At 71.8% G+C, this 22,156-nt stretch carries 19 protein-coding genes; 10 read left to right on the top strand and 9 right to left on the bottom strand.

The features are described from left to right. Window positions 1-380 (bottom strand): hypothetical protein (locus tag VEL82_05415; protein HXW67293.1); only part of this gene is annotated, 380 nt, incomplete at its 3' end. On the opposite strand from VEL82_05415, the gene VEL82_05410 reads away from it, so the two are divergent. The 3 genes from VEL82_05410 to VEL82_05400 all read left to right on the top strand — a co-directional run bounded on the left by VEL82_05410 (window position 358) and on the right by VEL82_05400 (window position 3,816). Continuing rightward, window positions 358-1,320 (top strand): phosphoribosyltransferase, encoded by a 963-nt coding sequence (locus VEL82_05410; GenBank protein ID HXW67292.1) that lies wholly within the window; start codon window positions 358-360, stop codon window positions 1,318-1,320. The genes VEL82_05415 and VEL82_05410 overlap by 23 nt on opposite strands. A gap of 277 nt (window positions 1,321-1,597) precedes the next feature. Beyond that, a complete protein-coding gene (locus VEL82_05405) occupies window positions 1,598-2,920 on the top strand; it encodes an ammonium transporter (protein ID HXW67291.1) in 1,323 nt (440 codons plus the stop codon). 446 nt (window positions 2,921-3,366) lie between these two features. Beyond that, a complete protein-coding gene (locus VEL82_05400; protein ID HXW67290.1) occupies window positions 3,367-3,816 on the top strand; it encodes a hypothetical protein in 450 nt (149 codons plus the stop codon). Window positions 3,817-3,872: 56 nt separating this feature from the next. Here the strand turns inward: VEL82_05400 and VEL82_05395 are convergent, their stop codons facing one another. From VEL82_05395 to VEL82_05380, 4 genes are all read right to left on the bottom strand, one after another. Further along, window positions 3,873-4,331 (bottom strand): GNAT family N-acetyltransferase, encoded by a 459-nt coding sequence (locus VEL82_05395; GenBank protein ID HXW67289.1) that lies wholly within the window; start codon window positions 4,329-4,331, stop codon window positions 3,873-3,875. Between the two features lie 292 nt (window positions 4,332-4,623). Then, entirely contained in the window at window positions 4,624-5,400 is a 777-nt protein-coding gene (locus tag VEL82_05390) for a methyltransferase domain-containing protein (protein ID HXW67288.1), read from the bottom strand. A 106-nt stretch (window positions 5,401-5,506) separates the two neighbouring features. Next, window positions 5,507-6,748: an MFS transporter gene (locus VEL82_05385; GenBank protein ID HXW67287.1), complete on the bottom strand. Its 1,242-nt coding sequence runs from the start codon at window positions 6,746-6,748 to the stop codon at window positions 5,507-5,509. A 195-nt stretch (window positions 6,749-6,943) separates the two neighbouring features. Beyond that, window positions 6,944-7,969, bottom strand: a complete 1,026-nt coding sequence (locus tag VEL82_05380; GenBank protein HXW67286.1) for an Lrp/AsnC family transcriptional regulator — start codon at window positions 7,967-7,969, stop codon at window positions 6,944-6,946. A 101-nt stretch (window positions 7,970-8,070) separates the two neighbouring features. On the opposite strand from VEL82_05380, the gene VEL82_05375 reads away from it, so the two are divergent. Both VEL82_05375 and VEL82_05370 read left to right on the top strand, forming a co-directional pair. Then, entirely contained in the window at window positions 8,071-9,648 is a 1,578-nt protein-coding gene (locus VEL82_05375; protein ID HXW67285.1) for an MFS transporter, read from the top strand. 109 nt (window positions 9,649-9,757) lie between these two features. After that, window positions 9,758-10,807, top strand: a complete 1,050-nt coding sequence (locus VEL82_05370) for a glycosyltransferase family A protein (GenBank protein ID HXW67284.1) — start codon at window positions 9,758-9,760, stop codon at window positions 10,805-10,807. On the opposite strand, the gene VEL82_05365 is transcribed toward VEL82_05370, so the two are convergent. Together VEL82_05365 and VEL82_05360 are read right to left on the bottom strand one after the other, a co-directional pair. Continuing rightward, the gene (locus tag VEL82_05365) at window positions 10,804-12,618 is read right to left on the bottom strand and encodes a hypothetical protein (protein ID HXW67283.1); all 1,815 of its coding nucleotides are present in this window, start codon (window positions 12,616-12,618) and stop codon (window positions 10,804-10,806) included. The genes VEL82_05370 and VEL82_05365 overlap by 4 nt on opposite strands. Window positions 12,619-12,727: 109 nt before the next feature. Continuing rightward, a complete protein-coding gene (locus tag VEL82_05360) occupies window positions 12,728-13,027 on the bottom strand; it encodes a hypothetical protein (protein HXW67282.1) in 300 nt (99 codons plus the stop codon). A gap of 429 nt (window positions 13,028-13,456) precedes the next feature. On the opposite strand from VEL82_05360, the gene VEL82_05355 reads away from it, so the two are divergent. After that, complete coding sequence (locus VEL82_05355; protein HXW67281.1) at window positions 13,457-14,524, top strand: hypothetical protein; 1,068 nt, start codon at window positions 13,457-13,459, stop codon at window positions 14,522-14,524. On the opposite strand, the gene VEL82_05350 is transcribed toward VEL82_05355, so the two are convergent. Further along, the gene (locus VEL82_05350; GenBank protein ID HXW67280.1) at window positions 14,496-16,340 is read right to left on the bottom strand and encodes a PKD domain-containing protein; all 1,845 of its coding nucleotides are present in this window, start codon (window positions 16,338-16,340) and stop codon (window positions 14,496-14,498) included. The genes VEL82_05355 and VEL82_05350 overlap by 29 nt on opposite strands. A gap of 351 nt (window positions 16,341-16,691) precedes the next feature. On the opposite strand from VEL82_05350, the gene VEL82_05345 reads away from it, so the two are divergent. The 4 genes from VEL82_05345 to VEL82_05330 are packed head-to-tail and all read left to right on the top strand — an operon-like array spanning window position 16,692 to window position 20,567. Continuing rightward, complete coding sequence (locus VEL82_05345) at window positions 16,692-17,681, top strand: hypothetical protein (protein ID HXW67279.1); 990 nt, start codon at window positions 16,692-16,694, stop codon at window positions 17,679-17,681. Between the two features lie 36 nt (window positions 17,682-17,717). Beyond that, entirely contained in the window at window positions 17,718-18,719 is a 1,002-nt protein-coding gene (locus VEL82_05340; protein HXW67278.1) for a hypothetical protein, read from the top strand. Between the two features lie 35 nt (window positions 18,720-18,754). Next, window positions 18,755-19,582: a hypothetical protein gene (locus VEL82_05335; GenBank protein HXW67277.1), complete on the top strand. Its 828-nt coding sequence runs from the start codon at window positions 18,755-18,757 to the stop codon at window positions 19,580-19,582. 46 nt (window positions 19,583-19,628) lie between these two features. Continuing rightward, entirely contained in the window at window positions 19,629-20,567 is a 939-nt protein-coding gene (locus tag VEL82_05330) for a hypothetical protein (protein HXW67276.1), read from the top strand. 2 nt (window positions 20,568-20,569) lie between these two features. Here the strand turns inward: VEL82_05330 and VEL82_05325 are convergent, their stop codons facing one another. Continuing rightward, a complete protein-coding gene (locus VEL82_05325; protein ID HXW67275.1) occupies window positions 20,570-22,081 on the bottom strand; it encodes a hypothetical protein in 1,512 nt (503 codons plus the stop codon). Window positions 22,082-22,156: the final 75 nt, after the last annotated feature.

Here is a 22,156-nt window from a genome sequence, read left to right as displayed (position 1 = left end):
TGGAGGAGCATGCCCCGAACGGTGATCGGGTGCTTGTCGCCGAGGGGGACGATCTCCCGGTCTAGGTCATCGACCTGCAGCTCCTCCAGGACCTCTTTCGTCAGTCCGTCAACCTCGTCCGTGGCCCGTTCGGCCCCGGCTCTGCTCATGCGCGTACCGAGCGGGTAGTCTTCGAACCGTTCCCGTCGGTACCCTTGGATGAACCAGAACCGGTGGTCGTCCAGGATGTGCAAGTAAATGTCCACCAAGCTGGGGAATGTGGCTCCCCGGTCCCGGTAGCGCTCCTTCGCCGGGAGGCCCCAGATCTTCCGCAAGTACAAGCGACGGGCTTGGGACTTGTGCCGGTAGAGGTCGCCGATGGTGTCGAGTTCCGTCGTCATCTCATGTCCTAACCGTGCAGCGTGGAAGAGAGCTCCGCCGGCCAGCGCGCCCCTCGGCGGCTCGGTTCGTGGCTTCTCGCGACGTCTCGCAGGGGACGGGGGCGCCTTGCGCCCAGTTCTGGCACACATCGCGCACGGGGACGCTGTCCGCGACGGAAAGGGGCCGCACCAGCACGCGGGGCCCCGCGTGTCAAGCCGGGCCAACCAAGGATTGACCCGCTCCGGGGGACTGACCACTCGGCGACCCATGGCGACATCCTGCGCCCCCAGCGAGCCGTTGGCGGATCGGCACGAGGCTGGCCGGCAGCTCGCGCGGCGCCTCACGCCTTACCGAGGCGGAACGACGGTCGTCCTGGCGCTTCCGCGAGGGGGCGTGCCGGTGGCCGCGGAGATCGCCCGAGCGCTCGTGGCGCCGCTCGACATCCTGAACGTTCGCAAGATCGGCGCCCCGGACAACCCGGAGTACGCGCTCGGCGCGATCGCGGAGGGAGGCGTGCGCCGCCTGGATGCGGTCCGGGCGCGAGACGCCGGATATCGCCCCGAGGATTTGCAGCCGGTCGTCGCGCTCGAGCTCGCCGAGCTCGAACGCCGTGCTCGGACGTACCGCGAAGGCCGGGAGAGGCACCCGATGTCCGGACGAGTCGTGATCTTGGTGGACGACGGCGTCGCGACCGGCGCCACGATGTCCGTCGCGATCGAAGCGGTCCGGTCCCAACGCCCCGCGCGTGTGATCGTGGCGGTCGGTGTGGGTCCCCCCGAGACCCTTGAGCGACTGCGTCACGAGGCGGACGAGGTGGTCGTGCTGCGGACGCCGGCGGACTTCTTCGCCGTCGGGGAGTGGTATCGTCAGTTCGAACCCGTGAGCGACCGGGAAGTCCGGCGGTCCCTTCGGCCAGGCGCCCCAACGGACGTCGCGGCACGGCCGCGGCGGTCCGACTGAAGGCCGCACGCGTGCGCGTCGGGGCACGCGCGCGACCGCCGACGATCGACTCCGACGCGGCCCACAGGGTGCACCGGTGGCGCCTGCGCCGACAAGCGCCTCGCCGCCTCCCAGCCGGCGGCCACGGACGTGGAGCCGGCCTCGAGCGCGGAGGTATATGCCTTCCCTTCCACCCGCGCCCGCGGGCTGCCGCGCGGCGGACCCTCCGCTGCACCGGCCCCCTTTACGTAGCGGAGCACGCAGCGACGGTCGTGCACGACGGTGCCTGGGGCCGCCCTTGATCCCGAGTGATCTCGTCAACAACCTGTGGGTGCTGCTCGCCGGCCTCCTCGTGTTCCTGATGACGATCGCCGTCGGCTTCCTCGAAGTCGGCGAGCTCGGCGAAGGATTCTCGTTCAGCCTGTACAAGACGTCGCTCTTCACCGGGCTCGGGCTCGTGGTGATGGCGATCGTCGGTTTCAACACCGCGTTCGCCCCGACGTGGATGGGCCTGATCGGGAACCCGTTCTACGGTCCGGGCTTCTTCCTCGGGGGCTTCTCGGTCGCGAGCGTCAACCCCACGCTCGACGTCTGGTGGTCCACCGCCGGCACGGGATTGACCACCGGGGTGTACTTCCTCTTCGAGACCGCGTTCGCCGCCGTGACGCTCGCGCTGGTCGGTGTGGTCTTCTTCCGCAAGGTGAAGCTCGCGGTGATCGCCGCCTACTCGGTCGTCTACTTCGTGCTGCTGTGGAACCTTCCCGCCGCGTGGATATGGAATCCGTCCGGCTGGCTCGCGAAGCTCGGCATGGTCGACTTCGCCGGGGGCCTCGTCGTCCACGGCGCGGCCGGGGCCGCCGGCCTCGGCGTGATGCTCCAGATCTGGAGGGAGGAGCGTGCCCGCGGCGCCCGCGAGGCGATCCCCGTCCCGATCCGCGTGAGCCCGGGCTGGCTGACGCTCGGCATCCTCTTGCTCTGGCTCGGATGGTTCGGGTTCAACCCGGGCTCCGTGCTCGCGTTCAACGACGAAGCGGTCGTTGTCGTGCTCACGACCTTCCTGGCAGCGGCGGTGTCGCTCTTCTCGCTCTCGGCCGTCCTCTGGCTCCTCGACGGAAGCTCGCCGAGCCTGCTCAACGCCGTGAACGGGATCTTGATGGGCCTCATCGTCATCACGCCGCTCGCCGGCTTCGTGAGCCCCGGCAGCGCGATCGTGCTGGGGGCGCTCTCGGGTCCCGTGTTCTGGATCGGCGAGCGGATCTTCTCCCGGTTCCGCTGGTACACCGACCCGGTGGGCCTGCTGCCGGGCCACCTCATGGGCGGCCTCTTCGGCGTCTCGATGATCGCGTTCTTCGCCCAGACACCGTTCGCGGCGGCCTCCGGGGCCCTCCATCTGCCGAACGGTCTGCTCTTCGGTGGCGGCCTCGTCGCGCTCCACCAGCTGGGGATCGAGGAGCTGGGGATCGTGGCGGTCATGGTCACGATCTTCCTGCTCTCCTTCCTCGTGGCGTGCGCGCTCGCGGGCCTCTTTCATGGAATCACCGCAGTGTCCCCGGCGCCGGCCCCCGGCCCATCGGACTCCGACGCTCGGGATGTCGCGGCGGACACGGACCGGACCCCCTGAGCCGGAGGACCCGAACCCTCCGAGAACCGGGCCGGGCGCACGTGCGGAGCGTCGCCGCGGCGTCAGGTGAGTTTTCCTCGGTTGAACCCGTGGGCTCGCGGGTCGTGCACGGCGGGGCCAGCCGAGGTCGCGGGTCCTGCGATCCGGGTGATGGCCGTTCGGGTCCGCTCCTACCGACTGGGTCACGATCCCCGCCGCTTCGAGGACCGGCTCTCGGACGAAGTTCCGAGCGCGGGAACCGGACCATCTCCGCTAGGGACCGAGCCACGAGATCCGAGACCGCCCCGAGACCCGGCGCAGCCGCTGGGCCATCTCCCTGCGAACGATCGATGCGCTCCGGCGGACCCGCGGCTCCGCCCGCCGGTCGGCGCGGACCCGGGGGCGACCCGCTTCCCGTCGCCAGCTAGCTTCATCCCCCGGGTGCCCGGGTGGTCTTCCTCGTCGGCATGTCGGTCGCAGCCCCGGGGTCGGCGCCGCCGGCGGTCCGGCCGCACGCCGCCGCTGGTGTTCCGACTCCGACCCCCTCTTCGGCGCACCTGCGACGGCGCAGCACCCTTCGCCGCGCGCTCCTCGCGATCACCGCGGTCGCCATGGCCGAGATCATCGGTACCGTCGGCTTCCACCTCATCGAGGGACAGAACTGGATCAACTCCGTCTACTTCGAGAGCATGCTCGCCACCGGCCAGGGCCCGCCGTTCCCGCTCACCACCGACACCGGCAAGATCTTCGCATCGATCATGGCGTTCGTGTCGGTGGGCTCGAGCCTCTCCGCGGTCCTGTTCGTCCTGGGACCGCTGCTGGGCCGCTTCTGGCGGCGGTTCGTGGAACAGGTCGAGCGGGAGGCGCGCCATTTCGAGACGGAGGCGCGCGAGGAGATCCGGCAGCTGCGCGAGTAGGCCCGGCGCGCCCGGCGGCCTCGCGCCGCGGGTCTCGCCTCAGCCGGAGGCGACGATCAGAGGCGTAGTTCGTAGTGGAGGAACTCTCGATCCTGGCGCCAGCCCAGCGACTCGTAGAGGCGCTGGGCCGGGTTGTCCCGAGCGGTCTCCAGGGTGAGATAGTCCGCCCCGTCGGCGCGGGCGAACTCCCGAGCGGCCCCGAGCAGGGCGGCGCCCACGCCTCGCCGGCGCTGCTCCGGGCGAACGAAGAGGTCGTTCAGGACGTAGATCCGGCGCAGCGATATCGAGGAGAACGACGGATACAGTAGGGTGAAGCCGATCGCCTCCCCCCCGGCCTCCGCGAGGAACACGATCGCCTCGCCGCGCTCGAGCCGCCCGGCCAGGAAGCGGCTCTCCCGGTCGGGGTCCGACGGACGTTCGTAGAACTGCCGGTAGGCGCCGAAGAGAGGAACGATCCGCGCGCGGTCGGCGAGGACGGCGCGGCGGATGGAAACAGTGCCGTTGGCATCGACCATTGCGGGCTGGAGGTGAGGTCCCCGTCTAAGCGTTGCGACCCGAAGCTACCCTGCGACGGGCGAGGGAGTTGTCCTCTCGCCTCGGGCTTGAAGATCGGTCGACACCCCGCTGGCCTCGGCGCCGCCCCATCCGAAGGCCCGTCGTGAGGCTCGTTCGGATCGGACCGTCGCCCGTGGTCTCGGATTCGCCGCGCGATCCGGGGAGCCTCGGCGGCAGATCCGCACCGGCAAGGATCACCCAGCGCGCCGGTGCCTTCGGAGTCCCCGGTGGATCATCGACCTGCGGGGGCGGTCAGCGGTAGGCGATGACGAACCGGCGGAGGAACGGAAAGAGTACCCGGCCGTCCGGCCGCCGAGGGTAGCGCGGCGTGAGTGCGCGCCGATAGTCGGCCAGAAAGGCCTGTTGCTCCGACTCGACCGGCAGCTGCTCGAGCAGCGGCCGCAGGGCCGTTCCCTTCGTCCACTCGACGACCGCCTCGGGTCCGGACAGGACGTGGAGGTACTCGGTGTCCCAGAGGTCGACCCGTCGGGCGCTGGGTGAGAGGAGGTCGTAGTACGCGTCCGCGGGCAGCACCGACTCCACGGCCGCGCGGCTCGTAAGTCGCGCGCGCCAGGCTGGGAGCGCGAGCACCTGATCGAGCGGTTCCGACCAGGTCCTCCGGGCGCTCCCCGGGGCCGGGACCTGGAACGCGAGCGCCCCGTCAGTCGCGACCATCGACCACAGACGGGGGAGGAGGTGCGGATGATCGGGAAGCCACTGCAGGGCCGCGTTCGAGAAGACGAGCTCGAAGCGGCGGCCCGGAGTCCAGGTCGCGAGGTCCGCTTCGGCCCACTCGACGTCGGGGAGCGCCGCCCGGGCCCCACGCAGCATCTCGCCCGAGCTATCGACCCCGAGGACGGAGGCCCCGGGCCAGCGTGCGCGGAGGATCCGGGCGCTCGTGCCGGGCCCGCAGCCCAGGTCCACGATCCGTCGAGGGGACTCGAGCTCGATCCGACGGACGAGATCGACACAGGGAACGGCTCGCTCGCGCTCGAAGCGGAGGTACTGCACGGAATCCCAGCGCGGCACGGCCCGTGTCGGCCCCCGGCACCGACGGCCGCCGATAACGAGGCTGGTCCGCGATCGCCCCGATCGGCGACGTGCGGGCCGCCCGCCACGCCCGGCGTTGGGGGGCTCAGGAGGGCGCGTCGGGGCGCGACGGATCCCGGTCCCCCGGGCTCGAGCGGCCGCCTCCGTGGAGCACCGCCGGAATGAACAGCGTGGCCGAGGCGAGGCTGCCGAGCGCGGCGACGAGGAAGATCGTGGGGACCGGCACGGACTCGGCGAGCAAGAGGCCAGCAGCCGCTCCGCCGAGAAGGCCGCCGAGATTGAACGCGGCGCTCAACAGGCCGACGGCCCGACCGCGCTCGTTCGGGCGGCTCAGCTCGGCCGCCTCCCGCACGCCCGCGACGGTGAAGAACACCGCGACGGGCATGCACCAGACCGCGAAGACGACGGGGTAGGTCGGGACCCACGTGATCGCCGCCCAGATCACGGCGTACACGAGCGCGAACGCGAGCAGACTCTGCCGACGGCCGGCGACGGTCTCGGCCCATCGCCCGGAGAACGGCGAGGCCGCGAGGTTGGCGAGCGAGGAGACGGCGACCCAGATCGCGAGCTGCTCGGTCGCGTTCGCGCTCACCCCGAAGAACCCGTGGGTGCCCAGCGTCGTCGCGAGGTAGACGGGGATCGCGGTCGCGGCCACGTAGCGGGCGGTCGAGACCGCGGTGGTCGCGCCGGCGAGGGCGAAGACGCGCGGGTGCGTCGACGGTGCGAAGGGGCTCGGTGAGGTCGCCGGCGGAGTGCGCACCGGCTCCCCGGCCCGGGCGAAGACGAGCCCACTGGCGATCGCGAAGCCGGCGAGGAGTGCCGAGAGCGCCCAGCCGGCCGGCGAGTCGAGCCGGAACGTCGCGCCCACGAGGAACGGGAACGCCGCGGCCACCCCGAGGAGCATCCCGCCGTTCTGCGAGAGCTGGAGACGGCCGAGCCGGAACGCCGCGGAGGCCGAGGGGTCCTCGGTCGCCTGCGTCGTCGCGAGCACGACCGAGCCGAACAGCGCGCTTTGTGCGATCCGGACGGCGAACAGCGCAAGCGGACCCAGCAGCGGGAAGACCAGGAACAGCGGGGCCTGGAGCAGTGCGCCCACGACCAGCGGACTGCGCCGAGCCCCGATGCGGTCGCCCAGCCAGCCCCACCCCCAGGAGGCGACCGTCTGCGCGAGCAGCGGAGCGCCGAGCACGAGCGTCGCGAGGAGCGGCCCGCCTCCCTCGCCGAGCTCTGCGATCGGAAGCACGGCCAGCAGCACCCCGTAGCTCGCGTAGGCGAGCCAGTTGCCCGCGAACAGCGGGGCGAACGAGAACGGTCGCGGTCTCGCCACCGAGGATCCGCCTCATCCCTCCGCAGCGAGGTGAGCTCCGGAGCGCCGACGTCGCGCCGTGCCGAACTCTAGTGGCGTTCGCGCCCGGCGACGGGCGCATCGTCCCAGGGTCCCCGGCCGCCTGCGGGGCAGCATGCTCGGGACGGGAAGGCGTGCGCTCGACTTGACCGTTCGCGTGCCCCCGAGGATCTCACGCTAGCGACCCACGATGCGGCGAGCGGGCGAGACGGTAGCCGCCGGGAGCTCCAGCAGCCGATCCAAGGTCTCGGGGAACGAGAAGATCCGCTTCATCGTCAGCGCTTCCTGGGACTGGATGCCCGGATTCGATCGCACCCAGGTCTCGAGGTCCTCCACTCGAGCCGCCGACGGGACCACGACGAAGAAGCTCCCGACGGTGTCCGGGAGCGCGGGACCGAACTGGGTGCGATAGAACGGGATCGACTGGGGGTGGAGCTGGCGGAGGGCGCGCGCGAACGCGTCCCGGTGCGCCCCCGTGTCGAACACGAGGTTGAGATTGATCACCGGTTCCGCAATCGCCCGGAAGTCGAGCACCGGAACGAACCAGACCGCCCGGTCGTCCAGCAGGCGACCGTAGCGTGAGGTCATGGTGCGCGTGGACACTCCGACGTGCCGCGCCACGGACGCGAGCGAGTCCGTCGGGAAGCGGCGGAGCACCCGTACGATCCGGCGTTCGAGCGGGCTGAGGGTGCGCGGCGACATCGGCGGTGTCCAGGGGACCGCGTCGCCCACCTCGGCCACGCCGCGGAGGCCGCGGAGCAACGACGCGGTGCGGGCCGGCGCGACGTCCGGCGGGAGAACGAAGGTCGCCGCGATCCACGGCCCCACGAGATCGATACCGCCGACCGCGCCGGGCACGAGGCCGATGCGTGGGAGGACCTCGTCCTTCCCGAGCGGGTCGGCGACGCGCACGTCGAACGTGGCCCCGGTCAGACCGAACAGGTAGGGGTTCGGCCAGACGTCGTAGCGCCGGAGAAAACCGAATTCGGTCCAGGCGCGCAGGCGCGCGGCCACACGCGCCCGACTGATCCCGAGACGCTGCGCGACGCGGCTCGCGTTGAGGCGCGGGTCGATGCCCGTGATCGAGACCCCCGGCGTGGCGTACATCACCCGCAGGATCTCGACGTCCAGCTCCGTCCCGCGCGGCAGCGGAGGCAGCACCGGGCTGGCCATCGAACGGCCGTGCAGCGCTTCCGACCTCATGAGTTCGACCGACGAAATCGGAAGCGTCCGCGCCCGATCTTCCGACTCCGGGCGCCCGATTGGCGCGGGGTTGACGAGCCGGGAGGGCGTGGCGCCTCCCGATGTCCGTTCCCCCCGCGACCTCCGATCCGTCGCCTCCCGCTTCCCGGCACGCCGCCCGGGTGCTGATCGTCCTCGCGTCGGCCGCGCTGCTCGTCAGCTTCATCGAGACGATGCTGACCCCGGCCCTCCCGCGCCTCGCCTCGTTTTTTGGGAACGCCCCCTACACGACCGTCGCCTGGATCCTCTCGGCGTACCTCCTGGTCGGCGTCGCGACGATCCCGCTGTTCGCCAAGCTCGGTGACCTCTACGGCAAGCGCCGAGTGCTCGCGATCGTCCTCTCGATCTACACCGTCGCCGTGGCGCTCGCGCCGGCGACACCGGTGCTCGCGAGCTCCTTCGGGCTGAGCCGCGGGGCCGCCATCTACTTGCTGATCGGAGTGCGGGGCGTCCAGGGCGTGGGCCTCGCGATGTTCCCGCTCGCGCTCGCGATGGTCGCCGAGGCGCTGCCCCGGGAGCGGGTCGCTCCCGCCCAGGGGATCGTCGCGGCCATGTTCGCGGTCGGCTCCGCCCTCGGGCTGGTCGGCGGTTCCTGGCTGATCGAGGCGTTCGGCTGGCAGGTCGCCTACGCCTCCGTGCTGCCGTTCGTCGTCGTCCTTCCGATCCTCAGCCGCACGTGGCTCCCCGAGGGGCACGCCGGCACCGGAGGACGGATCGATCTGGTCGGCGCCGGGCTCCTGGCCGGCGGGCTCGCCTCGTTCTTGCTCGCCCTCACGCTCGGGCCGAGCTGGGGCTGGGCGCGCTGGGTCGGTGGGCTGGCCTCCGGCGTCCCGCTCGGGGTGCCCGAGCTGTTCGCGCTCGCGGCGCTCTTCCTGGTCGGTTTCCTCCTCTGGACCTCTCGGGCCAGCGAGCCGCTGCTCGATCTCGGGCGCTTCCGGGAACGCAACGTCGCCCTCGGATACCTCGGGGCGATGCTCGTCGGGCTCGCGATGTACGTCGCCTTCGTCGTGCTCACGGTGCTCGTCGAGTTCCCGATCGTCGGACTGGGTCAGAGCGTGCTCGACTTCGGGCTCCTCAGCATCCCCACGACGGTCGCCATGTTCATCGCCGCGCCGCTCGTCGGCCGCGGGGTCGCGCGGTTCGGGCCCCGCCCGATGGTGGTCGTGGGCTCGCTGCTCTCGGGGACCGGCTTCCTCTTGCTCCTCGGCTTCCACGCGACGTACCTCGAGCTCGTGACGGAGGCGGTCCCTACGTTCACCGGGCTGGTGGCGGTCCTCGTCGCGGTCACGAACGTGATCGCGATGGCGTCGCGCCACGGCGAGCGCGGCATCCAGATGGGCCTGACCGAGATGTTCCAGGACCTCGGTGCCAGCGTCGGTCCGGTCGTGGTCGCGGCGCTGCTCGCCACGTTCACCCGCATCGCGCTCGTGCCGGATCCGGCCCTCCCGTCCGGTGTCGCCTCGGTCGTCGTGCCGAGCGCGGCCTCCTTCGACTGGATCTTCGGCGTCGGCCTCGCGATCAGCGTGCTCACCGGCGTGCTCGGCGCGCTCCTCACGAACTACCGGTTGGCGGCGGACGCGCGCGCCGACGCTCGCGCGGCCGAGCCCGCGCCGTCGCCCGCTCCGAGCGGCGGCCCGTAGTCGCGCGGCCGCCTACCGACGATCACTTCCGCTTGGACCCCGGGCCGGCGCCCGCGGGGGCCTCAAGAGGTCGCGCGGCCCTGCCTGCGCGTCGGCGGGGTCACTGGACGTGGAGCCAGCGTTCGACGCCATGGGCGCCTCTCGCGTCGCCGGGGACCGGCCCGCCCAGGCCGTCATCGTCACGGCGTGGAACCGGCGGCCCTTCCTCGGCGACGCGATCGAGTCGGTCGCCCGATCGAGCGAGCCTCCCCAGGAGCTCGCGGTGGTCGCCAACTTTCGGGAGGACGCGCTCGAGCGACGGACGATGGAGCTCGGCGGGCGCTGGATCTTCTGCGAGGATCCTCGCTTCGGCCGGACCGTCACGGAGGGGATCCGCGCGACCTCCGCCCCGTTGATCTCGTTCCTCGACGACGACGATCGCTACCTTTCCGAGAGGCTCGCGCATGCGCGTCGCGCCTTCGCCTCGGATCCGAGCCTCGGTTTCCTGCACGTCGGCGGGTTTGCCGTCCGTGCGGGGGCGCCGGTTCCGGACCGGTCTCCTTCGTTCCACCACGGCTCGGCCGGGGTCCCGCGCGGATCGCGGACGCCAGGGGAGTTCCAGGCGCTCTGGTCGCGCGACGCGGCGTACAACGGGAGCTCGATCACCGTACGCCGGGAGGTGCTCGCCGGATATCTCGCCGAGCTCGAGACGATCCGGCTCGCGGTGCCGCCGTACCTCTTTTTCCGGTCCTGGTCATCGGACTGGGGGCTGCGGGCCGATCCCGACGTCCTGGTCGCCATCGGCCAGTCCCCGGGAAGCTCGACCGCCGGGACGCTGGAGCCGCGCTCGGTCCGGCTGGCGCGGCTGAAGCGGATCAGCCCGGCGCTGGCCGCGGACGCGCGGGCGATCCGGTCGATCCTCCCGGCGGGCACGTGGGACCTGTCGCTGCGCGAGATGATCGCGATGGACACCATCTTCTCGAGCCTGGAGGATCCCGCGACCTCGCGGGCCGCCCTCCTCGGCGCGATCCGGGACCTCGCGCGCCGGCCGACGGCGTGGGTCCCGCGAGGCTCGCTGATCGGCCTCGCGCTCGGCCGGGCGATCTCGCAGAGCGTGGGTCGCCGCGCCTACCGGTGGTGGACCGCTACCGGCCCGTCGCGGGTGCGGGAGCCCCGCTAGCAGGGAATGTAGTCGAAGGCGAGACCGCTGCCGAAGCTGTCGGGGAGCTCGCCGAGGTTCTCGACGTAGAACGTTCCGGGGATCGACGTAGCGTAGGTATAGTTCGTCAGCAGGTCCATCGTCGCGCCCGCGGTGCGGACGACGCCGTCGTCGTCGAAGGGAACGTCCACGTGGACGTACTCGGATTCCTCTGTCCAGGAGAGCCTCCCGCCGTCCGGGCAGTTGGAGATCACGGGCTCGTTGGGCCCGGTGAATCCGGCGGAGAACAGGACCGATCCATCCGTCGCGGCGATCTCCGGGGAGACGTTCAGCTGCTGCGGGAGACCGGCGTCGCTCGTGCGGTTCTCGTCGGAGACCCACGCGGTCGTGAGGACGCTGGCGGTCGACGGCCGCGCGAGGTACGGCCCCGCGCAAGGCGCGTCGGCCCCCGCCCCGGCCACCGGGTCGGTGTGGTCCCGGTAGATCGTCCATGGCAGCGCGAGCGCGATCGAGTCGGAGGTGCCGTTGCGCGCCCAGGTGGTGGTCTGCTGGAACGCTGTGCCGTTCGCCTCGATCTGGGTGATGGTCCCGGAGGCGGTGCCGCCGAACGGGGAGTTGATGATCACCTGCGGGGTCCACAGCACCTCCCTGGCGACCGGCGTACCGGCCACGCAGGCGCTGTGCTCCAGCTCCCCGTAAGCCCCTCCGGCGGAGGGAGCCGCGTAGAGCGCGGTGGTCGCTAGGACCACGACCGCGACGACGACCAGGGCCCCAAGGAACCCGGCGCGGTGCGGGAGGGCTCGGCCCGCGAGGCTCGGGGAACGCCGAGCGGTCCCGGCCGGCGCCAAGGCGGGTTCTGGCGAGGACGCGCTCGCAGGTACCGGACGGTCGAGTTGCCCGAATCCTCGGGCCCCGAGGCCGAAGCCGACCGCGAGGAACAGCCAGCCGGGGAGGAGGACGAGGGCGCCTTCCGGCGCGCCCGCTCCGGCGAGGTAGAGTGCGATCCAGAAGGGTGTCGCGTTCCAGAACGGCGTGGCGATGATCGCGAAGTAGAACGTCGCGCCCGCGATCATGAGGAGGCTCGACCGGTCCGCCCACCCTCGCGGCGGAGTCCGTGTGATCGCCGTCCGCGCGGCCCGCTGGAAGAGTGCGACCAGGACCACGGTCGCGAAGAACCAGAAAGCGAGGACCGCGGCGAGCTCGGCGAGCGCGGACTGGTCCGCGCTCACGAAGCCGGCGGGCGATGCGGGCGAGGGAGAGGACGGGTAGGCGAGGAGCCAGACACCCAGCACTAGGGCCAGGAAGTAGAGCGCCGCCGTGAGGGCCGAGCCGAGCAGAAGGTAGCGGGCCGGGCCCAATGCCGTCGGCTGCTCGATCGCCCCACCACCCACCGCGCGGCGAAGGTAGTGAAGGCCCCGGAACGCGAGCCCGCACGCGAAGGTCGCCGCAATCACGGCGGAGATCGCGAGCGCGCTTCCGAGCCATGCGATCCCCGGCGTCGGCGGCGAGGTCGGCGATGCCGATGACCAGACCGGCGGCAGCAGCGGCGGAGACTGGACCAGGATGACGGCACCAAAGGCGAACCCGGGCAGGAACGAGGCGAGGGCAGTGAACAGGGCTAGCACGGCCATGAGGAGCGCGACCACCCCCGCGGAGAGCTCCAGGTTGCGGATCCCGCGGGCGCGCCAGCGTCGAGGGTCCTCGCCGGGGAGCGCGCCGACCGCGACCCGACGCTCAGCCTCGTCGGTGCCCGAGCTCCCGTCCGGTGAGGCAGCGGCGGGGAGCACCGATCCGATCTCCGGCGCGCGCGAGGCGGCATCGTTCGCGACCATCGTTTCCCCGCGACAGCCCCGCCCCGCCGAAGGTCCGACTCCACGATAACGGTCCGCATGGGCCGCTCCGCGGCCGGCGAGGTCCGCGACGGAACCCACCCTCGTCTGACTAGGGCGCCCTGCGGCGCGAGCCACGGGCCGCGTCGGACCGGCCGACCAGCTCCAGCACTTCGTCGACCGTGGCCGGCCGCTCGGCGGGATGGTCCTGGCCGTACCGGATCACGATCGCCTCCGGAGAGAGACCCTCCTCCGCGAGCCGGAGGATGTCCCGGGCGCGCCGATGCTCCTGGCGCGCGTGCACTTCGTAGGCGTGGCCGGCAGGCGAGGAAGCCTCGACGGCGCGACGGCCGGAGTCCGGATCGCGTCGGGGGAGGTCCCGGGTTCCCTCGCGCGGACCGTTCTCGCTCACGGCCCTGGGAAGGCAACGCCGACTCTTCACGATTGGCGCCCCCGCCCACCGCGGGCCGGTAACGGCCCCGAGATCGATCCCACCTCGACCGAATCCAGCGACAGACCCGTGCCCAGAGTCCGTTGCGACCGTCGGCCCGGAGCATCGCGTCGAACGAGCAACCGAAACCGGGTTCGCGAGCGCCGCCGCCACTCCGGTCGCCGGGGCAGCCCGCCGACTGGCAATGCAGGGCGGTTCGGCGACCCCGCTGGATCCGGCATGGGCCTGGGACTGGCCAGCGAGAGGTCTGCCTGATCACCGCCACGAGCCCAGGCCGACCGGCCTCGACCGAGATCCCGCTGCCACCTCGACCGGCCGCCGGGGGCGATCCGGGCGTTGGACGCTAGCATTTATACCGGTGCCGTTGGCGTATAACCCTCTTTCCGACCCATGAGCGCACTGCGATTGACCTGGTGGGCGTCCCTCGCCGCGATCGCCGTGGTCGCGCTTCTCGCCGTCTCCGCCCTCGGAGGGCTGACGCCGGCGACCCCGAATTCCCATCCCGCTGCGGCGGGGCACGGGTGGCCCGGATGGAACTGGACCGCGCCCGCAGGGCCCTACACGCTGAATTTCACCGAGACCGGGCTGCCCAGTGGCGTCGCGTGGTCGGTCACCATCGTGCCGGTGTGGAACGGTAGCCTGCCGGGGCCGTGGTCCTGGGGCCTCTCCGGACACTGGTGGCGCGGATGGGAGTCGAACCGCTCGGTGTCGCCGACCGTCGGCTTCGCCGTCGCCAACGGCTCCTACGACTTCCTCGTCCGAGACGCCTGGAACAACACGACGGTCTACGCGCCGACCCCGGCCCGCGGCAACGTGACCGTGAACGGGACCAACCAGACGGTCGAGGTCGCGTTCGCACCGGTCTCCTACCAGACGGTGACGTTCACCGAGACCGGTCTGCCCGTCGCGACGAACTGGTCGGTCGTGCTTCGGTCCAACGAGACCGGTGGTCGCTGGGCGCCCCAGCCCCTGTGCGGCGGACCGTCCGGTCCCGGCGGGGTGCTCTTCAACGTGTCGAACGGCAGCTCGATCAATTTCACGGTTCCCAACGGCGGATACCGGTTCGAGATCGCGCCCGCCGGCAACTGGAGCGCGGTCTACCTGGCCACCCCGAGCGAGGGGAATGTCAGCGTGGACGGCGCGGACGTGACCGTGGACGTGACGTTCGCCCCCCTCCAGCTCGGCAACCTCTCGCTCGTCGAAACCGGTCTGCCGAACGGTACCTTCTGGTCCGCCGCGGTGCACGGCGCGTTCTGGGGTCCCGTGGCCTGGAACGGCTCGGCCTCCGACGCGGTCAACTTCACGCTGCCCGACGGCAGCTACAACGTGACGGTCTCGCCGGCGTGGGCCGCCGGTGCGCTCTATCTACCCGCTCCCCAGTGGGCGGACGTGACGATCGGAGCGAGCGCCGTGACGGTCGAGATCACGTTCACCGAGCAGTCGGGTCCGGCGGAGTAGCGGCTCCGGCGGGGCCCCGACCCCGACGCGATCGCACCGCGATCACCGCGAGCACCGAAGCGAGTACGGCGAGCGCGGCGACTCCGACCACGAGGACCACGGCCGGAGCCGCCGTCCAGGGGAACAACGTCGCCGGCGGGGATGCGACCACGAGCGTTGCGGTCGCGGTGGCCCTCCCGCCGGCGGCATCCACGACGGATAGGCTCACCGTGAACGACCCGGGACGCGCGTAGCGATGGTCGACCCAACCGCCGCTCGCGGTGGTCCCGTCGCCCAGCGTCCAGTTGAGCGTGTACGGCGCCGTCCCTCCCAGGACCCCGCCGATCAGGACGGTCGGGCTGCCGGAAACGGGGGCGGGCGTCGCGACGGTGATGGTCGCGACCGGCGCCGGATCGACGAGGAGCGCCTGGCTCGACTCGCCGACCTGGCCGATCAGGTCGGTCACCTGGAGCGTCGGGGCGTAGAGGCCGGCCGCGTAGGCATGCGAGCCGTTGGACCCCGGCGCCGTCCCCCCGTCGCCCCACGCGATCGTCGCAAGGTTCGGGTCCAGACCGAAGTCGACCGAGCCCGACACGTCGACGTCGGTCCCCGCGTCGACCACCGTCGCCGAAAGCGTCTCCGCCACCGTCGGAGGCGCCGAGAGGACCCAGGTGGAATCCGTGACGCCCAGCCCCCCGGGCCTCCACCCCCCGAACTCGAGGTACGCGCCGTCGTCGGGCAGCGCGCCAGCGGCCGGTGCGAGCGTCTCCCCCGGGGCGTATCCGACCTGCGACGTCGCGTTGGTCCACTGCCCGTCGACGAAGAACCAGGTCTGGGACTGCGGCGGGCCGGTTCGAGAGCAAGCGTCCGACGCGAGGACGACTTCGGAACTCTCCGCGAGATATGCCATCGGCGGGGTCCAATCGTCCGCGCAGATCGGCCCGACCGGATTCGAGGCCGTCAGGTTCACCCACGCTCCCGACTGGTAGACGTAGGTCTCGGACCGCCACGCGGCCAGCGGCCCGATCTGGGCGGAGCTCGACAGGAGCACGCCGCCCTCGGGCGGGTCGTCGGCCAGCCGCGGCCACTGTGCGTTGAAGCCGAGCGGAAGCGGGACGGTGGCGTTGTGCCAGCCCGAGTTCGTGAGGGTCCAGGTGAGCCAGGTCTGCGAGGAGGTGAGGTACGGACTTCCGACGAGCACGAGCTCGCTCGCCGCGGAGTCCCACGCCATCGACGGGAACTGGTCGGCGGGAGGGAGGGCGCCGAAGGAGGCCGACGCGTTCGTCCAGAGGCGATCGTGGTAGGTCCAGACGTCGCTGATCCAGCCGTCCGTCGAGAGGCCCCCGAAGAGGACCACCGACTGCAGGCTCGGATCGTAAGCCATGGCGGAGTCGTTGAAGTTCGGGGGATGCCCCGACACGCTCGAGGTCAGGTTCGTCCACGTGCCGTTCAGATACGACCAAGTGGCGGTCGTGGCGGCCCCCGGCACGGGCTCGAGAAGGAGCAGGTAGTCGTCCGCGGCATCCCACGCCATCGCGGCGCCGAAGGTCGATCCGGGCGGCTGAGGCGGCGAGGCTTGCCCCAGCAGCGCGCTCAGGTTGTTCCAGCGGTACGCGGCACCCGGCGAGTCGAGGGCCCGCGACCCCGGACCGTCGGCGGGCGGACCGAGCGTGATCGTAGAGTCGTGGACCGACTCGCCGGAAGAGGGTAGGCGCAGACCGTGTGGCGCGCTCACCAGCCACGGAGCCGCGGCCAGCAACCCGACCGTGAGCGTCAGCAGGCAGGTCCGAAGCCCTCGCCGAGCTCGCCGCCGTGGCCCCGGGCGCGGGTTCGACACGGTTGAGAAAGCACCTCCAGCTAGATAACGCAAGGTTCTCCGTCGCGGCGCTGCGGGAGGGCGCGATGGCCCTCCCGCCCCCCGGCGCGGCCGGTCGCCCCGGCTAGCTATTTATCCCTATTCGTACGTATGAGTGGCTACGGTGGCGCGCCGCGCGCCCACCGGCCGTCGAGGGAAAAAGGAGATGCGTCCCGACCGATGCGAATCGGATCCGCGCGCGCTCGCCTTCGCCGGCGTTTTTTCGACCGCGGAAAGATCGTCCGCTAGCCCCGCCCGGGTCGTCGGCTGGCCACAGGAGCGCGACGCCGTTGCCGTGCATCGCGCGCCTTCCGGGCTTCGGCAGGGCGGGCGGTGGTGTTCGACACCCTGATCCTCCCCGTCGGCGCGGCTGCGGCTGCCGGAATCGGAGCGGCGCTAGCGTTCTGGTTCCTCCGGACGCGCTGCTTCGTGACGGTGCCGCCCAACCGGGCCCTCGTGCTCTTCGGGCAACGGACCGACCGCCTCCCCTCGGACGCTCGCCTCCGCGGCCCTGACGTGGACGTCGGGCGCCCCCGCGTCGTCGTGGGCGGCGGAGCCTATGTCGCCCCGTGGAACCGCGCGGTCGGCCGGCTCTCGCTCGATCCGGTCACGACCGACGTCACCGTCCGCGCCCTATCGGCGCTGGAGGGTTCTCGCGCGTCCGGTTGGGAGGTACGAGTCCAGGTCTGCGCCCAGGTCCCGCGCGAGCCAGCGCTGCTCGAGACCGCTGCCGTGACCCTGCTCGACAAGACCGACACCGACGTGCGGTCGATCCTCCGGCAGACGGTCGAGGCGACCGTGCCGAGCCTGCTCACCCGGCTCCGTGCGGACTCGGGCGAGCCGGACTGGGAGCGCCTCGGGGTCGAGATCCAGGCCGCGGTCGCGCCCGAGCTCGTGGCCTGGGGATTGGTCGTCCGGGGTCTCGCGGTCACCCAGCTCTCGCGCATCGGCCCGAGCGAGCCGGCCCGGACGACGTCGAGCGCCGCGGGTCCCAGCCCCTCCCCCGGGGCGGCCCGTCTAGCGAGTCTGCTCGAAGGCTTCGACCAGCGGGTCAGCCGCGCCGAGCGAACCCTCGGGATCCTGGGCGACCGGCTCGCCCGCATGAGCCCCGCGCACAGCGCGGCGCTCGAGGGCCCGTCGGCGGCATCGATCTTCGACCTGTCGCTCGGCTCCGAGCTCCCCGCGCTCGCCGCGCCCACCGCGGCCGTCGCGGACTCCGATCACGAATCCATGGGGGGCGAACCGTCGCCCCGATCCCGCCCGTCGTCGCCCGACGGCTGGACGGAGGAGGGCGGTCGCGACCCCCGCTCCCTATCGGATTGAACAAGGAAGGAAAAGACCATGTGTCCGGCGGCGATCTTGGGAGACCGAGCGTGCGGAAAGACGACGTTCCTGGGGCTGCTCTACGCGGCGCAGGTGAAGTACGGAACGCGGGTGACCGACTCGTTCCGGTTCCACGCGCCCCTGCAGTCGCTCCGGCTGATGAGCCAGGTCTACGAGGGGATGAAGGACGCCCGGTTCCCGGGCGCGACCCTCAAGGACGAGATGACGGAGATCGGCTTCGTCTTCGGTTACCGTAAGCCGATCTCGGGCCGCCTGCCGGCCGCGCTGAAGGACAAGAACTGGGTGAACCCGTTCGCGAAGCTGTCCTTCGCGGCGTACGACGTCTCGGGCGAGGACGTCCAGGAGTTCATCGAGACGGGGGTCGCGGCGAGCCCGATCATCCAGCAGCTGTTGAAGAGCCACGTCGTCGTCATCATCGTCGACTGCTCGAAGATGACGACCGAGATCGACTCGCCGGTCTTCCGCCAGATGCTGAAGTACGACAGCGAGGTCGCGTCGCTCCTCGTCTCGCTGCAGACCTACAAGAAGCAGGAGTTCAGCCGGATGAAGACCCAGGGCCTCAGCGTCGGCAATCCGGTGATCTATCCGGCGATCGTGCTCTCGAAGTTCGACTCCGTGCGCGACGAGGTGCTCGTCAAGCTCGGCCTGCACCGCGGCGTGCCCGGCGGGGAGCAGAAGCGCAAGCGCAAGGAGTACGCGGAGGCGCTCCTTCGGGTGTTCATGCCGCAGACGCTCTCGCAGATCCGCGGCGGGAAGGTCGCCGGCGTCAACTTCGACCAGGCGGCGTACTTCTTCAGCTGGGTCCGCACCGAGACCGCCGAGGCCGGCATGCAGCCGGTCGGCGCGCCCCGCATCGTGCGCAAGGGATTCAGCGCGGATGGCGGCGCCGAGCCGGACTTCTCCTACGACGACTACGTCGCGTTCATCGAGCACTTCCGCGACGTCGCGAACAAGGTCCCCGACGAGATCGTCGAGCAGACGACGCTGCAGACCGCGCCCGCGGCCGCGACGGCGTAGGCCGCCGACGCCCTTCCGACGGAGCGTGCGACGCGATGGACGGAGTCCCGATGGAGGCCGGCGCGACGGTCCGGCTCGAGCACTGGATCTACGGCGTGAGCCCCGACAAGGGCTACGGCCCGAAGGCCGAGTCCCGCGACCTCAACGGGCCGCTCTACACGCGCTACCTCGAGAACCACTTCACCCCGGTCCGCGTCGAGAAGACGGCGAACGGAGGGACGGTCATCGACGCGCGGATGGTGCACCCCGCGCCGGCGAACGACGAGCTGTTGCTCTCGCTGCTCGGCCGCGGGATCGCGGACGAGTACAACCGCCCGACGATCATGAACCACACGGTCGTCGTGCCGGCCGCGCTGTTGCGAGCGGGCCAGCTCACGCTGTTCGACGTCGAGGCGAGCGTGTGCGACTTCGATCGCAAGAACCCGAAGGCGGCCGGCAAGGTCGAACCGATCGAGGCGGCCCTGCGAATGCCCCTCGAGCCGCGCGAGCCCGCGGGTGTGGGCCTGCGCCGGCTGATCACGAAGGCGGCGGTGGAGACGCTCGTCAGCCGGTTCCTGGGCGACGGGCAGGGTCGCACGCTCGTCCTCTGCCGCGGGAGCACGAACCAGTACCGCAACGAGCTGCTCTACCGGCTGGTCGAGCTGCTGATCGCGGGCAACGAGATCCCGCTCTTCCCGGCGATCAGCGACGCGCCGACGCTCAGCGCCATGAATCACTTCCGGCTCGCGATCAGCGCGCGCGGTGTCCGTGCCGACGGCTCCTGGACGCTCCTCGACGCGAGCATCGACGCGCCGGCGCTGCCGCCGGTGCGCGGCAAGAGCCCTGTCTACCACCGGATCGCGGAAGCGTTCGCGACCGCGTAGGGAGCGGCGCGTCCGCCCCGGTCAGGGCGCGGCTGGGGGTCCGGGAATGGCTTCGGCGCTCGTCGTCGGGGACGCCGGCACGGGACTCACGACATTCGTCGGCCTTCTCTACGCGGCCCAGGTGCGTCTCGGCACCGAGGAGGAAGACGAGTTCCGCTTCTCGGCCGACCGCGAGTCGATCCGCGGTCTCGAGGCGATCTACGGTGACCTCGTCGCGGGGCGCTTTCCCGAGCGCGACCTTGACTGGGACGAGCACCCCCTGTCCTTCGTCTTCGGGCTGCGCAACGGCTGGCTCCGCGGCCTGCGGCCGCGCGCCGGCCGAGGCGAAGGCGGCTTCGAGACGGTCCGCCTGGAAGTCGGCGGCATCTCGGCCCCGGAGCTGGCGGAGCTCGCTCGGCACGACGCGATCCTCGCCGAGTCCACGCGTCGGCTGCTCCGAAGTCAGGTGCTCCTGTTCCTGGTGGACGCCTCGCGCCTCGACCGGGGCGTGGATGGGGATCCACCGGCGCCGCTCGCTCGTTACGATCGCTTGCTCGCCGGAGCCCTCGGGGTCCTCGCGCGCTTCGCGGCGGCCGCCGCACGACGGCGCGACCGCCGGCTCTACCCGATCTTCGTCGTGACGAAGCTCGATCGGCTGCCGGGCGACGCCCGCCGGCGACTCGGTCTGCCGGACGCGGGTCCGCCACGGCTCGACGGATCCGAGCGTCCCCGTGTGGGCCGCGACCTGCTGGCCGCGTTCCTTCCCCAGACGGCCCGGGCGCTCGCCGACCTCCGGCAGAATGGGGGGCTGCGACTGGAACCCCCGAGGTGGTTCTTCAGCGCGCTGCGGATCGTGAACGGACCGGCCGGCCGTCCGATCGCCCGCCGGTCGCGCGTCCCGGTGGGCGGCTGGGAGCCCGAGTATCCCTTCGAGGAGTATCGCGCGCTGCTCTCCGAGCTCGGTCGGCTCGCCCGCGGGCTGCCGGCCGGGTCGGCGGATCGCTGACGTCAGCTCGCGGCGCCCTCGGCGCGAAAGCGGAACCCGTCCCGGTGCGAGCCCTCGCGCAGGACCGTCCAGCGACGGATCGACCACCGACCGTCCTCGGGGTGCCACTGCGGGTCCCCCTGCGCGAGCTCGCCCAGCTCCGCTTCCAGGTACTCGTGATCGGTCGCCACCTCGGGCGCGAGCGCTCCCTTCTGCAGGAGCGACGCGAGCAGCGGTAGACCGGCCGGTCGGCCCCGCCACTTGACGGAGAGGAACGCGCGACGCGCTTCGCCGTCGTCGACGAGGAGGTCGCGCAGCGCGCTGTAGGCGGGACGGCTGCGGCAATCCTTCGGCGGTGACTCGAGGCGCTTGCGTTCCCGTCGCCGCTGTTCGATCAGGTGGTGCCACGCGGCCGGCTCGACCCACTCCGCCTGCCAGATCGAGACCCCGTCCAGTTCGTCCGCCGTCGGATCCGTGGGGGTCCCGTCGCCGACCGACACGGATCCGCCGACGTCGGGGCCTCCCCGGACGGCGGTGCGCCGGGCCGGTCGCCCGATCCCCAGGCTGTAGGCCAGCGCGGCGCCGGAAGCGCCGGCGGTCGGCGGTCGCAGCACGAGTTCATCGCAGTCCGGATACCGGTTGGGGTGGAGCACGACGAACGGACCGCTCTCGGGCGCGCTGAAGAGGGCCCCGAGGGCGTCGTTGATCGTCGGGATCTCCCGACGGACCGCGAGTTCGCTGAGGCGCACGAGGGGCAGCGGTGCGTCCGGGTCCCGCGAATGCGCGGCGAGGTCGTCCAGGATCGACTGCGCGACCTCCCCGAGGATCTGCTGGTGGGCCGTGCGACCGAGGGCCGCGTCCGCGAGGCGGTCCCGGCCGAGCGTTCGGCGCAGGCGACCGGTGATCGATCCGGAACGGATCGCCTCCTGACGGACCGCCGCGAGTCGGCGGTTGATCCACGGCTGCAGCCGGCCGCCCGAGACGCGGGAGTCGGCGAACAACCCTCCCCAGCGCTCCGGCATCCGGCTCGTCCACGCGGAGTCGAGACCGCTCTCGCGATACCAGCGGCGGGTCTGGTCCCTCAGGAACGCCCCCGCGCTCAGCGCGTCGTCCAGCTCCTGTTTTACCCGGACCATCAGCTGCTCGGCCCGTCGGGCGATCGCCGCGAGGATCGCCGGCTCGCACGCAGCCGCGTCCACGGGCCCGGGCAGATGCAGCGCGTTCAGCGCCTGGATGTCGAAGCGTTCGGTCGGATCGGTGCGCAGGAACTCGATGACCGAGGGCGGCAGGACGCCCGCCCCGATGGGGCGGGAGGCGGTCGACCCCGCCGGCGCGACCCCGGCCGGGGCGATCACGACGCGGGGCACCTCGCCGTCGTCTGGGTCCGTCTCGGGCCCGATCGCCGCCCCCGGGTGGCCGAGCCGCGTGAGGTCCGCCCGACGCGCACGCCGGGCCTCCTCGATCCGATCGCGTTCGAGCGCGCGTCGCCGTTCGCGCTCGCGCAGGATATCGTCGGCGTCCGAGCTGTCCGCCATGGGTAGGGCGCGATCCCGCTCCCTACCGAGAAACAGGGGAGGTTCCGGGCATTAACCGTTGTGGAGAGCCACCGC

Source organism: Thermoplasmata archaeon, assembly GCA_035622275.1.
In the GTDB taxonomy this organism is placed as follows: Archaea; Thermoplasmatota; Thermoplasmata; order Lutacidiplasmatales; family UBA184; genus Lutacidiplasma.
Note: the sequence above shows the minus strand (reverse complement) of the source record. Positions and strands in the feature narration are given on the sequence as shown.

Excerpts from the sequence above, each read along its gene's own strand:
- VEL82_05380 (HXW67286.1), bottom strand. The coding sequence starts at position 7,969 with ATGAGGTCGGAAGCGCTGCACGGCCGTTCGATGGCCAGCCCGGTGCTG.
- VEL82_05330 (HXW67276.1), top strand. The coding sequence starts at position 19,629 with ATGGCTTCGGCGCTCGTCGTCGGGGACGCCGGCACGGGACTCACGACA.
- VEL82_05355 (HXW67281.1), top strand. The coding sequence starts at position 13,457 with ATGAGCGCACTGCGATTGACCTGGTGGGCGTCCCTCGCCGCGATCGCC.
- VEL82_05395 (HXW67289.1), bottom strand. The coding sequence starts at position 4,331 with ATGGTCGATGCCAACGGCACTGTTTCCATCCGCCGCGCCGTCCTCGCC.
- VEL82_05335 (HXW67277.1), top strand. The coding sequence starts at position 18,755 with ATGGACGGAGTCCCGATGGAGGCCGGCGCGACGGTCCGGCTCGAGCAC.
- VEL82_05375 (HXW67285.1), top strand. The coding sequence starts at position 8,071 with ATGTCCGTTCCCCCCGCGACCTCCGATCCGTCGCCTCCCGCTTCCCGG.
- VEL82_05365 (HXW67283.1), bottom strand. The coding sequence starts at position 12,618 with ATGGTCGCGAACGATGCCGCCTCGCGCGCGCCGGAGATCGGATCGGTG.
- VEL82_05410 (HXW67292.1), top strand. The coding sequence starts at position 358 with ATGGTGTCGAGTTCCGTCGTCATCTCATGTCCTAACCGTGCAGCGTGG.
- VEL82_05400 (HXW67290.1), top strand. The coding sequence starts at position 3,367 with ATGTCGGTCGCAGCCCCGGGGTCGGCGCCGCCGGCGGTCCGGCCGCAC.
- VEL82_05325 (HXW67275.1), bottom strand. The coding sequence starts at position 22,081 with ATGGCGGACAGCTCGGACGCCGACGATATCCTGCGCGAGCGCGAACGG.